Raw genomic sequence first — 15043 nt, forward strand, 5'->3', positions numbered from 1 at the left:
AATCGCGTTAACGGGTAAAGACATACCTATTTTATAGCCAGGTCCAGGGTGACAGCATGAAAAACAAAATGTTGTTTATGATGTTTACATTACTGGGTGCGCCTGGGTTTGTAATCGCAGGTGATTCAGATTTAGCCAGTTCTGAATATAATTTTGCGATAAATGAATTAAGTAAAGCTTCATACAATCAGGCAGCCATTATTGGTCAACAGGGCTCAGGTAATAATGCTGATGTACGCCAGGGCGGTTCTAAATTGCTGTCCATTATTTCCCAGGAGGGCGGGAATAACCGCGCGCATGTTGATCAGTCAGGGACGTATAACCTTGCTTATATCGATCAGACCGGTAACGGCAACGATGCGAGTATTAAGCAGGGCGCTTTTGGCAACACCGCCATGATTATCCAGAAAGGCTCGGGTAACAGGGCGAATATAACGCAGTATGGTACGCAGAAAACAGCAGTTGTAGTACAGAGACAGTCGCAAATGGCTATTCGCGTTATTCAACGCTAGCGATGTGTGACGCCTTAATCAATCCGATGGGGGTTTACCATGAAACTTTTCAAAGTGGCAGTTATTGCAGCAATCGTAGTTTCTGGCAGTGCTTTCGCAGGTGCGGTACCACAATTTGGCGGCGGCCACGGTGGTGGCTGGGGTGGCGGCAATAACGGCCCTGACTCAACCCTGAGCATTTACCAGTACGGCGGCGGTAACTCCGCGCTTGCTTTGCAGACGGACGCCCGAGATTCTGAATTGACCATTACCCAGCACGGTGGCGGTAACGGCGCAGATGTTGGTCAGGGCTCTGATGACAGTTCTATCGATCTGCTGCAAAAAGGCTTTGGTAACAGCGCCACCATCGACCAGTGGAATAGCAAAGACTCTGTTATCAACGTGAAACAGTTCGGCGGCGGCAACGGCGCGGCGGTAGACCAGACAGCGTCCGGCTCAACGGTGACTGTGCACCAGGTTGGCTTTGGCAACAACGCGACCGCACATCAGTACTGATTCAATTCTGTACCAAAAAACAGGGCATGTGCCCTGTTTTTTTTCGGGAGGATCTCATGAGCACCTTCATTCTCCTTGCTGCGCTTGCCAGCCAGATAACGTTCAGCACCTCACAGCAGGCAAATATGACAACCATTATTCCTCAGGTCACGCTGGCAGACGCCTGCGAATGTCAGGTTGAGGTGTTATCTGTCCGACAGGGGCAAGCGGGACAAAGTACATCGCGGCAGAAAAATACTCTTTTTATACCCGCTAATCAGCCGATTGATTTAACGCGAATCAGTTTAAATATTCGTTCAGGGGATGCGGTAAAAATAATCGTCACCGTTTCCGATGGAAAATCGCTTCATTTATCACAGCAGTGGAACGCACCGGTAAGTACGCTTTAATAATTCATGAAATCAATGATTTAATAAAGTGGCGGCGCTGCACAGGTAAGCTATGCTGATATCAAGAACCCAGTCATCGGGTTGCTTAAATTGATACGTCATAACGGAGCGTTTTTACCCCTCAAGGACGAATTTCATTGAGGAGTACAAATAATGTTCAAATCCGCAGCGTGTATTATTTCTGGTCTGGGACTGATCCTGTCCTCTTTTTTATCTCCGGCTTATTCAGCAACTATAGAAAATGGTGGGGTGATTCATTTTCGTGGCGCGGTGGTCGCTGACCCGTGCGAAGTCACGCCCCGGCATCAGCAGTTTGCGATCTCCTGTCCGGAAAATAACCGTATGAAAACGCATACCATCAGTTATGACGAGGCGCTCCGGGGCCATCATCCTCATTCAGCTCTGGCCGCTGTCAGCATGAAATACCTGAATGAACAGAAAACGCTTGCGGTCGTTCAGGTGGATTACCGCTAACCGACGTTTTTTTCACGGCAGTTTTTCTCCTTCTCCCTCTGCGATACACTGATGAAAAAGGCGGGTTGTAGAGGGTGTTTATGAGACCGCAAATCGACGTTATTCATGGCGATATCACGACGGTACACGTTGACGTGATCGTCAACGCAGCCAATTCCTCCCTGATGGGTGGGGGCGGGGTGGACGGTGCCATTCACCGGGCCGCAGGCCCTCAACTCCTTGAAGCATGCAAAACCGTGCGTCAGCAGCAGGGAGAGTGCCCGCCGGGGCATGCTGTTATTACGCTTGCAGGCGATCTCCCGGCCAAAGCGGTGATCCATACCGTTGGACCCGTCTGGCACGGTGGCGACCGCCATGAGGCTGAGATTCTGGAGCAGGCGTATCGTAACTGCCTGCGGCTTGCGGCGGATAACGGGTACAAGACCATGGCGTTCCCCGCCATTAGCACCGGGGTATACGGTTATCCAAAGGAAGCGGCAGCTACAATCGCCGTGAATACCGTTTATCACTACCTTTCCCTCAAACCCATGCCGGAAAAAGTCATTTTTGTCTGTTTCGATGAGCACACCGCCGACCTGTATCAGCGGATTTTGACCGCGCGCAGCCAGGCATTTTGATGTCTGAAGTGCAAAAACGGCGCCCTGGAGGCGCCGTTTTGTTATCCCGCTTTAACCTGAGGTTTGCCTGAGAACAGGAAACGCAAAAGCGGGATCCGCAGATGGATTTCATACAACACGATGGCAATGCCAACCACAAAGACCAGGCCGGTGAAGAAGCCCAGCGCATTCGAGGCGATATGCGGCGTAATGTACGCCCCGAAAAACAGCGTCAGCGGATGGTGAACCAGGTAGATAAACAGCGAAGCATTAACGAAATAGGTGACGCGACTGGATTTAAAATTCAGCAGACGATGGCCAAGGGCGAACACCACGTTAACCATCCACAGGCCCATCAGCATCGTTATCACGCTCTCTGTCTCATACATCCACGCGTCCCCGCTGCCATAGCGCTGATTGAGAAGATAGGCGGCAAAGGCCAGCGCAGCACCCACCGCACACCAGGGGGAGGGGGTGGTAAACAGCGCTTTAAGCCGGGGATGAATAAATGCCAGCGCCCCAATCAGGAAGAAGGGAATGTAGAACAGGGTCTGCATCACCACGAAATTAAACAGCCCATCGCTCAGAATGGGAGGGTAGACAATGAGCAGGGTACGCCTGACGGCGGCATACGCGACCCCCAGCGCAAGAAACAGCAGCGACAGCTTGCCCAGGGTGATGTTGGCGAAGAAGGTCGAGGATGCGGTGTTCGCGCGCTGGCGCAGCTGGCTGAAGATCAACAAACTCACCGTGGTTAGCACCACCAGTACCAGCAGGAACCAGAGGTGGGAAATCAGCTCCCAGACCAGGGTGTTGTATTTCTCATAGAAGGAGAGATTCGGCCAGTTTTCCGCCTTGCCTTTAACATGCTGCAACATGATGAACTGCGGCAGCGTCAGCAGCGGAATGGCCGTCAACATCGGTATGCCCACGCGCTCCACGCGCACTTTCCACCATCGTTTGAGGGGGTAGCGCAAGAAGAGCATGTAAGAGAAATAACCCGAAATGACAAAAAATACCTGCATGCGGAAGGCATGGATAAAATCATTAAACAGCGTCAGCCACCAGGAGGGCATCTGGCTGTTCACGTGCCAGGTGTGGCTGGAATAGATCAGTGAAATATGAAAAGGGATCCCCAATAGCATGAGCCATGCGCGGATCGAGTCGAGGAAATATTCACGTTGTACAGGGGTTGTGCTCATATAACTTTGCGCATTCTCAGACTTTTCGCCTTATCCCTAAGGCTCATAATGGTTACATTCGGAGCCAACCCTACACCAAGACCGACACCCTGTCTCCAGGATAAGCACGCAAAGTGAAAAGCGGGTTCTTTCATTTGCTTAATCCATGAGCCAGCGAGCTGAACAAAGCAGTGATAATGTTGTCGGATTGCCTGAGTTTCCATTAAAATGGATCGGATCGATATAAGCACACAAAGGGGGAAGTGCTTACTTATTATGAAACATAAACCACAAATGATGAAAATGCGTTGGTTGGGTGTAGCAGTGCTGTTGTCACTGTATACCTCATCTGCACTGGCCTTTAACATCGATGATGTCGCAAAACAGGCTAAATCGATGGCGGGCAAGAGCTACGAAGCGCCAAAAAGTAACCTGCCCTCCGTTTTCCGCGACATGAAATACGCGGACTATCAGCAGATCCAGTTCAATCACGATAAAGCGTACTGGAACAATATTAAAACCCCGTTCAAGCTTGAATTTTACCACCAGGGTATGTACTTCGACACGCCGGTTGCCATCAACGAAGTGACGGCGACCGCGGTACGCAAAATCAAGTACAGCCCGGATTATTTCAATTTTGGCGATGTGCAACACGATAAAGACACGGTGAAAGACCTCGGCTTCGCAGGCTTCAAGGTGCTTTATCCGATTAACAGCAAAGATAAAAACGACGAAATCGTCAGCATGCTTGGCGCCAGCTACTTCCGCGTGATTGGCGCGGGGCAGGTGTACGGGCTTTCTGCGCGCGGTCTGGCAATTGATACCGCGCTGCCATCAGGTGAAGAATTTCCACGTTTTCGCGAGTTCTGGATCGAACGTCCAAAACCAACCGACAAACGTCTGACAATTTATGCGCTGCTGGACTCCCCTCGTGCGACAGGCGCTTATCGCTTCGTGATCATGCCAGGGCGTGACACGGTGGTTGACGTACAGTCTAAAGTTTACCTGCGCGATAAAGTGGGCAAACTGGGCGTCGCACCGCTGACCAGCATGTTCCTGTTCGGGCCGAACCAGCCCTCTCCGGCGACCAATTTCCGTCCTGAACTGCATGATTCCAATGGCCTCTCCATTCATGCGGGTAACGGCGAGTGGATCTGGCGTCCGCTGAACAACCCGAAACACCTCGCCGTCAGCAGCTTTGCGATGGAAAACCCGCAGGGCTTTGGTCTGCTGCAACGTGGCCGTCAGTTCTCCCGCTTTGAAGATCTGGATGACCGCTACGATCTGCGTCCAAGCGCCTGGGTTACGCCGAAAGGCGACTGGGGTAAAGGCAAGGTTGAGCTGGTTGAAATTCCAACTAACGATGAAACCAACGATAACATTGTGGCGTACTGGACACCGGATCAGCTGCCGGAAGCCGGTAAAGAGATGAACTTCAAGTATGCGATCACCTTCAGCCGTGACGAAGACAAACTGCACGCACCGGATAACGCGTATGTAATGCAGACGCGTCGTTCGACGGGTGACGTGAAGCAGTCCAACCTGATTCGTCAGCCGGATGGCACGCTGGCATTTATCGTGGACTTCACCGGGCAGGATATGAAAAAACTGGCCCCGGATACTGCCGTGACGGCACAGGCCAGCATTGGCGATAACGGTGAAATCGTTGAGAACGCCGTGCGTTACAACCCGGTCACCAAAGGGTGGCGTTTGACCCTGCGCGTGAAGGTGAAAGATCCGAAACAGACCACTGAAATGCGCGCCGCGCTGGTCAGTAACGATAAGCCGCTGAGTGAAACCTGGAGCTATCAGCTACCTGCCAATGAATAATACATCTGAATATATTGATGCCATGCCGCTGACGGACATCGAAAAAGCGGCACTCCCTGCGAGCGACATCCGCGCGGTTCACACCGCGCTGGATGGTGAACATCGTCACTTTTCCCGTGATGATGATACGCCGCTGGGGTCAGTGAAGGCACGTCTGGAGCAGGCATGGCCGGACTCGCTGGCAGAAGGGCAGTTAATCAAGGATGACGAAGGGCGTGACCAGCTACAGGCGATGCCGAAGGCCACGCGTTCCTCCATGTTCCCCGATCCGTGGCGCACCAACCCGGTGGGCCGCTTCTGGGATCGCCTGCGTGGGCGAGACGTGACGCCGCGCTATCTGTCACGTCTGACCAAAGAACAGCAGGCGTCCGAGCAGAAATGGCGTACCGTGGGAACGATTCGTCGTTACATTCTGCTGCTGCTGACGCTGGCGCAGACGGTTGTCGCCACCTGGTACATGAAAACCATTCTGCCGTACCAGGGCTGGGCGTTGATTAACCCTGCTGACATGATTGGCCAGGATATCTGGGTCTCCTTCATGCAGCTGCTGCCGTATATTTTACAGAGCGGCATTCTTCTGCTGTTCGCCGTGCTGTTCTGTTGGGTCTCCGCCGGGTTCTGGACGGCGCTGATGGGCTTCCTGCAACTGCTGATGGGGCGTGACAAATACAGTATTTCCGCGTCGACGGTCGGGGATGAACCCCTCAATCCTGAGCACCGTACCGCGCTGATCATGCCTATCTGTAACGAAGACGTTGACCGCGTATTCGCCGGGCTGCGTGCTACCTGGGAGTCCGTGAAGGCGACCGGTAACGCGGCGCATTTCGACGTCTATATCCTGAGCGACAGCTACAATCCGGATATCTGCGTGGCGGAGCAAAAAGCCTGGATGGAGCTGATTGCCGAGGTGCAGGGCGAAGGGCAGATCTTCTACCGTCGTCGTCGTCGTCGTGTTAAGCGTAAGAGCGGAAACATTGATGACTTCTGTCGTCGCTGGGGTAACCAGTACAGCTACATGGTGGTACTGGATGCAGACTCCGTGATGAGCGGCGACTGCCTGAGCGGGCTGGTCCGTCTGATGGAAGCCAACCCGAACGCGGGAATTATTCAGTCCTCGCCAAAAGCGTCCGGTATGGACACGCTGTATGCGCGCTGCCAGCAGTTTGCGACCCGCGTCTACGGGCCGCTGTTTACTGCCGGTCTGCACTTCTGGCAGTTGGGTGAATCCCACTACTGGGGCCACAACGCCATTATCCGCGTGAAGCCATTCATCGAGCACTGCGCCCTGGCGCCGCTGCCGGGTGAAGGGTCGTTTGCCGGGTCCATTCTGTCGCATGACTTTGTGGAAGCTGCGCTGATGCGTCGCGCAGGGTGGGGCGTCTGGATTGCCTACGATCTGCCTGGCTCGTATGAAGAGCTGCCGCCGAACCTGCTGGATGAGCTCAAACGCGACCGCCGCTGGTGTCACGGTAACCTGATGAACTTCCGCCTGTTCCTGGTGAAAGGGATGCACCCTGTTCACCGTGCGGTGTTCCTGACGGGCGTTATGTCCTATCTGTCTGCGCCGCTGTGGTTTATGTTCCTGGCGCTCTCAACCGCGTTGCAGGTTGTGCATGCCCTGACGGAGCCGCAGTACTTCCTGCAACCGCGCCAGCTGTTCCCGGTGTGGCCGCAGTGGCGTCCGGAGCTGGCGATCGCGCTGTTCGCGTCGACCATGGTGCTGCTGTTCCTGCCTAAGCTGCTCAGTATCATTCTGATCTGGTGCAAAGGTTCGAAGGAGTACGGTGGTTTCTGCCGCGTGACCCTTTCACTGCTGCTGGAAGTGCTGTTCTCGGTCCTGCTGGCGCCGGTGCGTATGCTGTTCCATACGGTGTTTGTGGTGAGCGCGTTCCTGGGATGGGAAGTGGTGTGGAATTCACCGCAGCGTGACGATGACTCTACGCCGTGGAGTGAAGCCTTTATGCGCCACGGCTCTCAGCTGCTGCTGGGCCTGGTGTGGGCCGTTGGTATGGCCTGGCTGGATCTGCGTTTCCTGTTCTGGCTTGCGCCAATCGTCTTCTCGCTGATCCTGTCGCCGTTTGTATCGGTGATCTCCAGCCGTTCCACGGTGGGCCTGCGTACCAAACGCTGGAAGCTGTTCCTGATCCCGGAAGAGTATTCTCCGCCGCAGGTGCTGGTGGATACCGATACCTATCTGGAGCAGAACCGCAAACGCACGCTGGATGATGGCTTTATGCATGCCGTGTTTAACCCGTCATTCAACGCGCTGGCAACCGCGATGGCGACGGCGCGTCACCGCGCCAGCCAGGTGCTGGAGATCGCCCGCGATCGCCACGTTGAGCAGGCGCTGAACGAGACGCCAGAAAAGCTTAACCGCGACCGTCGTCTGGTGTTGTTGAGCGATCCGGTGACGATGGCACGGCTTCACTACCGCGTGTGGTCCTCTCCGGAGAGATACTCTTCGTGGGTGAACTACTACAAGGACGTGAAGCTCAATCCGCTGGCCCTGAAGGCGAAGTAAGTTGTTAAGTAGGGCGGGTAAGCGAAGCGCCACCCGCCAAATAAAATACCGGCTTAATCGCCGGTATTTTTTTAGAGGTCAGAAATGAAAGTAATCATTGTCGTCATGATGGCATGCCTGCTCAGCGGTTGCGGCAGCATTATCAGCCGCACCATCCCCGGGCAGGGCCACGGGAATCAGTACTACCCCGGCGTACAGTGGGATGTCCGTGATTCCGCATGGCGCTATCTCACCGTGCTCGATCTGCCGTTTTCTCTGATTTTCGACACGCTACTGCTGCCCATCGATGCCAGCCACGGCCCCTACGAGTAGCGGTGACTTATCGCTCGTCCCATTCGTCCGCTGCGGCCTGACCCTCTTCGGTATCCAGCGGCGGTTCGAGCTGAAACTCACCTTCGTCCCATTCGTGCAGCGTATTTTCTTCCAGCCACTCCTGACGTAACTCAATTTCGTCATAGTCGCCGTCGAATACCGCCTGCGCACCTTCACCACTGAGTATCGGCAGACATTCACCATCTTCACCTTCATCAGCAAAGAATTCGGCCTGCCACATAATATCGCCGTCCTGTAGGACGTATTTTTGGATATTGAGTTGTTGCACGTCAGCATCTTCTTCCTCAACGCCGGGATTATCGGCGAGGAACTCTTCGCGAGCGGCATCAATTGCTTCTTCCAGCGTGGCGTACATGGTCATTGGTGTCTCCCTGTTTTTCGTGAAGGTATTCAGGGAAAGAATAGCTGATTATGTGATTTTGCAAGTATGAATGCGAAAATTAGCCGTCACGATGTGGTCTTATTCGCGCCGGGCGTAGCGCCCGGGATAAGCTGAGCCACGAATAAACGGCGTTGAACAGCACGACGCCTGCCGTCACGATAAAGACCGCCCGGAAACCGAAGCTGGCCGAAATCCCCGCGCCAACCAGCGGTCCGGTGACGTTACCCAGATCGCGAAACGACTGGTTATAGCTGAAAATACGACCGGCTATCTGGTTGGTGGAGTTATAGACCAGCAGCGTCTGTACAGCCGGGAGTAGCGCACCATCCGCAGCCCCCAGCAGGAAGCGCAGGACGCCGAGCTGCCACGGAGACTGCACCAACGCCATGGGGATCAGCAGCAGGACGGAGACGATCAGGGCGCAGATCAGGATCTTTTCCGGGCCGATACGGTCTCCCAGCTTGCCGAGCCTCGGCGCGCTCAGTAGCGCCGCCACGCCGGGAACAGAGGCGATTAGGCCGCTGATAAAGGCGATATTGCTGACGTTTCCCGCCAGGTCGCGTACGTAGAGCGTCAGTATAGGCGCGATTGAACCGGTGGCCACCTGGATAATCATGGTGGTTACAAACAGGCTCAGCACCAGCTTTGGGTTTTTCAGCGAGGCCAGCACATCCCGGGCGTGCAGCATCTCTTTTTTGGCCACGGGCGTGAAATTCTCGCGGATACAGATAAGCGTCACCAGGAAGCAGAGGAACAGCACGCTGGCGGTAATGAAGAATACCGGCCGCAGTCCGTAGTGGTCGGCCAGCAGCCCGCCCGCCAGTGGGCCCAGCAGTGCGCCGCTTACTCCGCCAGTGGATAGCGTGCCCAACGCCCAGCCGCTTTTCTGGCGCGGGATTTGGGTGGCGATCAGGGCGTTGGCGTTAGGGATAAATCCCCCGAGCAGGCCCAGAAGCGCGCGTAGTATCAGGAACTGCCAGACATTCTGCGCCACCCCCATCAGCAGCATAATGATCGCCATGCCGAGCGCGGAGCGCAGCAGCATAATTTTGCGGCCTTTGCGATCCGCCAGCCCACCCCAGAAAGGCGACGCAATGGCGGAGAACAGGAACGTAATGCTGAACACCAGGCCGGACCACATATTCAGGGCGCTATGTCCGGTGACGCCGAGCTGTTCAACGTAGAGGGGCAGGAAGGGCATCACCAGGCTAAAGGCGGCGCCAGTAAGAAAACAACCCAGCCACGCAACCGTCAGGTTACGTTTCCAGTTTATGGGAGCATCTGTGGGGGACATAACTATCCGCATAATGAGGTGCAGGGCACCGTGAACAGTGAGGTAATAAGCCTGCTAATTATGCGCCCGGGGTATGATTGCCGCAATGACGGGGAGCTTTTAAAGCTAAAACAACATGCGGCCCGGAAGGCCGCACGCAGGTTAATACCGGGAAGGAACGCCCTGAGGCCGGGTTTTAAAGCGGCGATGCAACCACATGTACTGCTCCGGCGCGAGCATAATGCATTTCTCGACAACGCCGTTCATCCAGCGGGCGGTGGTTTCTGCATCAATCAGCGGTGGCGCGAGTTCCGGCTCCAGCATGATGAGCTGATAGCCTGAACCGTCTGGTTTACGGCGCGGCACAAACGGCACGATAGCCGCTTTGGACATCCGCGCCAGCATCCAGGTCCCGGTGGTCGTCGCTGCATCTTCCACCGCAAAGAATGGGACAAACACGCTGGATTGCGGGCCATAGTCATGATCCGGGGCATACCAGACCACTTCACCTGCTTTCAGGGCGCGGATCATCCCTTTCAGGTCTTTGCGATCGATCATGCTTTTATTGGAGCGCATGCGTCCGTTGGTCTGGATCAAATCGATCACCGGATTATCGTTAGGACGATAAACGCCTATACCCGGCGCCTGCATGCCGAACATGCGCGCGCCAATTTCGAGCGTCAGGAAATGAACGCCAATCAGCAGGACGCCAGTCTGGTTGGCCTGAAGAGTATGCACCGGCTCCATGCCGGTCCCGGCCACTTCCGTCCAGCGCGCCATGCGTTTATCCGACCAGAACCAGGCCATACCGGTCTCCATCAGCCCCATGCCGACAGATTCGAAGTTTTTAACCACCATGTCGTGGCGCTCAGATTCACTCATCTGAGGAAAACAAAGCTCAAGGTTACGATACGCGATCCTGGCGCGACGCTTCATAAACTGCTGAGCAATGCGGCCCAGTCCTTTACCCATGCGGAAAATGACGGGATAAGGCAGCTGTACAATTAGCCACAACAAGCCAATGCCTGACCATGTTAACCAATAGCGGGGATGCAAAAGCGCGGCAGTAAATTTCGGTAACTGGGTCATGTCTGTCCTGTGTTCTAACGTCCTGAAAGGATATTGTCTCATTTTTTAAGGCATAGCCAAAATGTCTGTCATCGAAACATGAAAGAATATGCAAATGTTAAGTCTGATTAATCAGGTTGACTGAAATGTAGCGTAAATTGTGTGGATGTAAATTGTCTTTGTTTGCTATATCATGCCGACCGATTTTTATTTCTCAACGATTGCAGGACTTGTACACCATGCCAGTGTTACACAACCGCGTTTCGAATGAGATGTTGAAAGCGCGTATGTTGGCCGAAACCGAACCGCGCACAACGATCTCTTTCTATAAGTATTTCACCATCGATGATCCCCAGGCGACCCGCGATGCGCTTTACCAGGCTTTCACCGCCCTGAACGTGTTTGGTCGCGTCTATCTGGCGCGTGAGGGGATTAACGCGCAGATCAGCGTGCCGGAAAGCAAGGTCAGCGCCTTCCGCGACCTCCTTTACGGGTTTGATCCGGCGCTTAACGGCTTACGCCTGAACATTGCGCTGGATGATGACGGTAAATCATTCTGGGTGCTGCGCATGAAGGTGCGCGAGCGTATTGTGGCGGATGGCATTGACGATCCGAGCTTCAATGCCGCTAATGTGGGGGAGTACCTGAAGGCCGCTGAAGTGAACGCGATGCTCGACGATCCGGATGCGGTGTTCATTGATATGCGTAACCACTACGAATATGAAGTGGGTCACTTCGAGAATGCGATGGAAATTCCTGCCGACACCTTCCGCGAGCAACTGCCAAAAGCCGTTGAGATGATGCAGGAGCATAAAGACAAAAAGATCGTTATGTACTGCACCGGGGGGATCCGCTGTGAAAAAGCCAGCGCCTGGATGAAGCACAACGGGTTTAATAAAGTCTGGCACATTGAGGGTGGGATCATTGAGTATGCCCGTCGCGCCCGTGAGCAGGGTTTACCGGTGCGTTTTATCGGTAAGAACTTTGTGTTTGACGAGCGTATGGGCGAGCGAATTTCAGAGGACGTGATCGCGCACTGCCACCAGTGCGGTACGCCGTGCGATACGCATACCAACTGCAAAAACGACGGATGTCATCTGCTGTTTATTCAGTGCCCTGCATGTGCCGAGAAGTTTAATGGCTGCTGTAGCGAGCTGTGCAGTGAAGAGAGTATCTTGCCTGAAGAAGAGCAACGTCGTCGCCGTGCCGGACGCGAGAACGGGAATAAGATCTTTAATAAATCCCGGGGCCGACTGAATACCAAACTGGGTATTCCGGACCCGGAGTAAAACACTGCCCGGCGGCGCGAAAGCCTGCCGGGCCTGTTTTATGACTTCTGCTGAACGCCTTCCACCGAAATAATCAACTCAACATCCTGCGATGCCGGGCCTAAATCCGTGGTGATATTAAAATCTTTTAGATGAATTTTGCCTGCGGCTTCAAAGCCAGCACGTTTGCCACCCCACGGATCGTCGCCCTGTCCAATTAATTTGGCATCCAGTGTGACCGGTTTTGTTACGCCGTTCAGCGTCAGATTACCGGTAATAGCGAGCTTATCACCGTCTTTCTTCACCTCTGTCGACGCGAAAGTAGCTTGCGGGAATTTGCCCACGTTCAGAAATTCAGCGCTGCGCAGATGTTTATCACGCTCGGCGTGATTAGTGTCGACGCTGTTGGTATTAATGGTGACGTTCACTTTATCGGCAGCAGGGTTTTTCTCGTCGAAAGTAAATGTGCCATCGAAATCATTGAATGTGCCATATAACCAGCTGTAACCCAGATGCTGAATACGGAAATTGACAAAGGCATGCTGGCCCTCCTTATCAATTTTATAGTCAGCGGCAATGGCCGAACCGGTGGTAAATAGCAGCGAACCTAATGCGATACCCAACAGGCGTTTTTTCATTTTATGCTCCAGAGTCAACTGACGAACGGCCAAGCATGCGCTTCAGCGTATCGTCTTTATCAATAAAGTGATGTTTCAGGGCCGCAAGGCCATGCAGGACAGACAGGATCACCACGCTCCATGCCAGCCACAGATGAACCACACCTGCGGTGTCAGCCTGTGAACCGGCGTCAGCCAGCGTGGCTGGGACGTCAAAAAGCCCAAACACGCTGATCGGTTTACCGTCTGCGGTCGAAATAAGATAGCCGCTGATCAGAATGGCAAACAGCAGGGCATAGAGTGCGATATGTGCGCCAACAGCGCTTATGCGGGTAAGTCGGCCATGGCTTTTGAGTGCTGGAGGGGGCGGAGAGATATGTCGCCAGATCACGCGAAAAACCAGACCCATCATCAGCAGAACCCCAATGCTTTTGTGCAATTCGGGGGCCTGATGATACCAACCGTCATAATAGCTTAATGTCACCATCCACAGGCCGAGACCAAACATGGCATAGACGGCAAGTGCAAATAGCCAGTGTAAACACATGGATATTATTCCGTAGCGACGGGAGGAGTTACGCCATTGCATATGAATTTCCGTTCTCAAATGACTGAGCAATAAAAATGGACGGCTTAAATAAATAATGCAACTGAAAAAAATGAATAATGTATTTTATTTAATTTATTTCAGCGAATTTGAATATGTTTCCGCAATGTATTTCAATCGCTTCGTTCAATAAATTTGAGGTGACGTTTTTTAAAAAATATAAGTTAAATAAGTTTAAAGGAGTGTCAATAAACGTCAGCAAGAACTTTCAGAAGAATACAATATAGATAACGTCAATGATCGCCAGCAGCGACCAAAGAGCAATGTAGAGCATGAAATGCTCGCGGATGTTATTGATAAGGTAATTCACCAGTCTGCGCATCATGCCCCTCTCGCTAAACAGGCCCCGGTTATTCGGAGCCTGTAGAGGTATTATCGATCAAAGCGCGAAAGCGCGAAGGGCTTGAGATCAAACGAAGGCGCGATCCCCTGAGCAAACTGGGCGGCGATTTCACCTAACACAGAGGCAAATTTAAACCCGTGGCCGCTGAGCCCGGTTATGAGCAGGGTGTTGTCGTGTCCCGGCAGGGTGTCGATGATAAAGTCTTCATCCGGGGTGTTGTCGTAGGTGCACGCTGCGCCGTAAAGCAACCCGCCTACGCCCGGCAGGATATTACGCAGGAACGTGAAGGCTTCGGAACCATCCTGCGGATAAGCGCCGTACGGCTTGCGTTCTTCCGCAGAGGAAATTACCTGCCCGCCGTTATGTTTGCCAATCTTGAGCGCGTCTTTTTCCGAGGGAAAACCGTAGAACTGGTCGCCATTGGGTAACTCGCCTGTAAACGCCGGGAATTTGTTCTGACTGCTGTAACGCCCGTCAGACTGGAACCAGGAGAAGACTTTGCGCACTGGCTGGATGGGCAGGTCCGGCAGCAGTTTCGTCACCCACGTTCCCGCACTCACCAGCAGACGCGTGGCGGTATATTCACCTTCAGAGGTGGTGACGGTTGAACCCTCTGCATGGTGGGTGATGCCCGTGACCGGACAGTTGAACAACTGCGCGCAGCCCGCTTTGGCGGCGAGATCAATCCAGGTCTTAATGGCCGTTTCGCTGTGCAGCACGCCAGAGTTGGCTTCAAACAACCCAATGTAGTCGTCAGGGACAGAAATTTCCGGCCAGCGCGCCATGATGCCGTTTGCATCCAGACGCTCGACGTCCAGGCGGTAGGCTTTCGCGCTCTCCTCGACGGTCGCCAGAAACGTGGAGCTGGCTGGCCCCAGGTTAACGACCCCGGTGCGCTCAAAAATGCGATCTTCGGTGAGGGCGGTCAGCTCATCCCACAGCGTCTGAGCCCGAAGCACCAGCGGTACATAACGTTCACCTTCACCGTAAGCGTGACGGATCAGACGGGTATCGCCGTGATGGCTTCCTTCAGAGTGGGGGGGAAGGTGGGCGTCAATCATCAGCACTTTCAGACCCGCCTGCGTGGCGTAATAACCGGCGGCAGATCCTACGGAGCCGCTTCCGATAATGATTAAATCGTATTTCATAGGCTT

Annotated in this window: 17 protein-coding genes; 9 read left to right on the plus strand and 8 right to left on the minus strand. The window is 53.9% G+C overall.

Features of this window, described 5'->3' with window-relative positions:
- Positions 1-56: 56 nt before the first annotated feature.
- The 5 genes from csgB to ymdB all read left to right on the plus strand — a co-directional run bounded on the left by csgB (position 57) and on the right by ymdB (position 2487).
- Entirely contained in the window at positions 57-512 is a 456-nt protein-coding gene (gene csgB / locus LOC22_RS18730; RefSeq protein ID WP_017384753.1) for a curli minor subunit CsgB, read from the plus strand.
- A gap of 39 nt (positions 513-551) precedes the next feature.
- Positions 552-1007 (plus strand): curli major subunit CsgA, encoded by a 456-nt coding sequence (gene csgA, locus LOC22_RS18735; RefSeq protein WP_003858043.1) that lies wholly within the window; start codon positions 552-554, stop codon positions 1005-1007.
- Positions 1008-1063: 56 nt separating this feature from the next.
- Positions 1064-1396 carry a curli assembly chaperone CsgC gene (csgC, locus tag LOC22_RS18740; RefSeq protein ID WP_017384752.1) on the plus strand — a complete coding sequence of 111 codons (333 nt, stop codon included), beginning with the start codon at positions 1064-1066 and terminating at the stop codon, positions 1394-1396.
- Positions 1397-1549: 153 nt separating this feature from the next.
- Positions 1550-1870, plus strand: a complete 321-nt coding sequence (locus tag LOC22_RS18745; protein ID WP_017384751.1) for a type 1 fimbrial protein — start codon at positions 1550-1552, stop codon at positions 1868-1870.
- Positions 1871-1950: 80 nt separating this feature from the next.
- Positions 1951-2487 carry an O-acetyl-ADP-ribose deacetylase gene (gene ymdB, locus LOC22_RS18750; protein WP_015570849.1) on the plus strand — a complete coding sequence of 179 codons (537 nt, stop codon included), beginning with the start codon at positions 1951-1953 and terminating at the stop codon, positions 2485-2487.
- A 41-nt stretch (positions 2488-2528) separates the two neighbouring features.
- Here ymdB and mdoC read toward each other — a convergent pair whose 3' ends face one another.
- Entirely contained in the window at positions 2529-3668 is a 1140-nt protein-coding gene (mdoC, locus tag LOC22_RS18755) for a glucans biosynthesis protein MdoC (RefSeq protein WP_047057602.1), read from the minus strand.
- Between the two features lie 255 nt (positions 3669-3923).
- On the opposite strand from mdoC, the gene mdoG reads away from it, so the two are divergent.
- The 3 genes from mdoG (at position 3924) to LOC22_RS18770 (ending at position 8310) form a co-directional block, all read left to right on the plus strand.
- A complete protein-coding gene (mdoG, locus tag LOC22_RS18760) occupies positions 3924-5477 on the plus strand; it encodes a glucans biosynthesis protein MdoG (RefSeq protein ID WP_015570847.1) in 1554 nt (517 codons plus the stop codon).
- Entirely contained in the window at positions 5470-7998 is a 2529-nt protein-coding gene (gene mdoH, locus LOC22_RS18765; protein ID WP_003858032.1) for a glucans biosynthesis glucosyltransferase MdoH, read from the plus strand. Before mdoG ends, mdoH begins: the two co-directional genes overlap by 8 nt.
- 84 nt (positions 7999-8082) lie before the next feature.
- On the plus strand, positions 8083-8310 hold the full coding sequence (locus LOC22_RS18770) for a YceK/YidQ family lipoprotein (protein ID WP_003858030.1): 228 nt from the start codon (positions 8083-8085) through the stop codon (positions 8308-8310).
- 7 nt (positions 8311-8317) lie between these two features.
- Here the strand turns inward: LOC22_RS18770 and LOC22_RS18775 are convergent, their stop codons facing one another.
- The 3 genes from LOC22_RS18775 to LOC22_RS18785 all read right to left on the minus strand — a co-directional run bounded on the left by LOC22_RS18775 (position 8318) and on the right by LOC22_RS18785 (position 11075).
- The gene (locus LOC22_RS18775) at positions 8318-8692 is read right to left on the minus strand and encodes a MysB family protein (RefSeq protein ID WP_015570844.1); all 375 of its coding nucleotides are present in this window, start codon (positions 8690-8692) and stop codon (positions 8318-8320) included.
- A 79-nt stretch (positions 8693-8771) separates the two neighbouring features.
- A complete protein-coding gene (mdtG, locus tag LOC22_RS18780; RefSeq protein ID WP_017693650.1) occupies positions 8772-10007 on the minus strand; it encodes a multidrug efflux MFS transporter MdtG in 1236 nt (411 codons plus the stop codon).
- Positions 10008-10148: 141 nt separating this feature from the next.
- The gene (locus tag LOC22_RS18785; protein ID WP_032647968.1) at positions 10149-11075 is read right to left on the minus strand and encodes a Kdo(2)-lipid IV(A) acyltransferase; all 927 of its coding nucleotides are present in this window, start codon (positions 11073-11075) and stop codon (positions 10149-10151) included.
- A gap of 218 nt (positions 11076-11293) precedes the next feature.
- Between LOC22_RS18785 and LOC22_RS18790 the strand changes: the two genes are divergently transcribed.
- Positions 11294-12343 (plus strand): rhodanese-related sulfurtransferase, encoded by a 1050-nt coding sequence (locus LOC22_RS18790; protein WP_015570841.1) that lies wholly within the window; start codon positions 11294-11296, stop codon positions 12341-12343.
- Positions 12344-12381: 38 nt separating this feature from the next.
- On the opposite strand, the gene LOC22_RS18795 is transcribed toward LOC22_RS18790, so the two are convergent.
- From LOC22_RS18795 to solA, 4 genes are all read right to left on the minus strand, one after another.
- Positions 12382-12960, minus strand: a complete 579-nt coding sequence (locus LOC22_RS18795) for a YceI family protein (protein ID WP_017384744.1) — start codon at positions 12958-12960, stop codon at positions 12382-12384.
- A gap of 1 nt (position 12961) precedes the next feature.
- A complete protein-coding gene (locus LOC22_RS18800; RefSeq protein WP_045333970.1) occupies positions 12962-13528 on the minus strand; it encodes a cytochrome b in 567 nt (188 codons plus the stop codon).
- A 226-nt stretch (positions 13529-13754) separates the two neighbouring features.
- Positions 13755-13868, minus strand: a complete 114-nt coding sequence (locus tag LOC22_RS18805) for a YceO family protein (protein WP_032668750.1) — start codon at positions 13866-13868, stop codon at positions 13755-13757.
- Positions 13869-13918: 50 nt separating this feature from the next.
- Positions 13919-15037, minus strand: a complete 1119-nt coding sequence (solA, locus tag LOC22_RS18810) for an N-methyl-L-tryptophan oxidase (RefSeq protein WP_064489177.1) — start codon at positions 15035-15037, stop codon at positions 13919-13921.
- Positions 15038-15043 lie beyond the last annotated feature (6 nt).

It is taken from the genome of Enterobacter sp. AN-K1, assembly GCF_020971765.1.
Classification (GTDB): domain Bacteria; phylum Pseudomonadota; class Gammaproteobacteria; order Enterobacterales; family Enterobacteriaceae; genus Enterobacter; species Enterobacter hormaechei_C.